Origin of the sequence: Streptomyces sp. NRRL F-5755, assembly GCF_001279365.1 — a bacterium.
GTDB lineage: Bacteria > Actinomycetota > Actinomycetes > Streptomycetales > Streptomycetaceae > Streptomyces > Streptomyces rimosus.
The window spans coordinates 1-218 of record NZ_LGCW01000243.1; the positions used below are offsets into that span (position 1 = coordinate 1).

Below are 218 nucleotides of genomic sequence, written 5' to 3' on the forward strand. Positions count from 1 at the left end.
CGATAGCGGATAGTACCGTGAGGGAATGGTGAAAAGTACCGCGGGAGCGGAGTGAAATAGTACCTGAAACCGTGTGCCTACAAGCCGTGGGAGCGTCGCGCAGAGAACTTGTTCTTTGCGTCGTGACTGCGTGCCTTTTGAAGAATGAGCCTGCGAGTTTGCGGTATGTTGCGAGGTTAACCCGTGTGGGGAAGCCGTAGCGAAAGCGAGTCCGAAGA

General features: G+C 55.0%; 1 rRNA gene. It reads left to right on the forward strand.

From position 1 onward, the window contains the following. Positions 1-218, forward strand: a 23S ribosomal RNA gene (locus ADK86_RS19485); the annotation flags it as partial.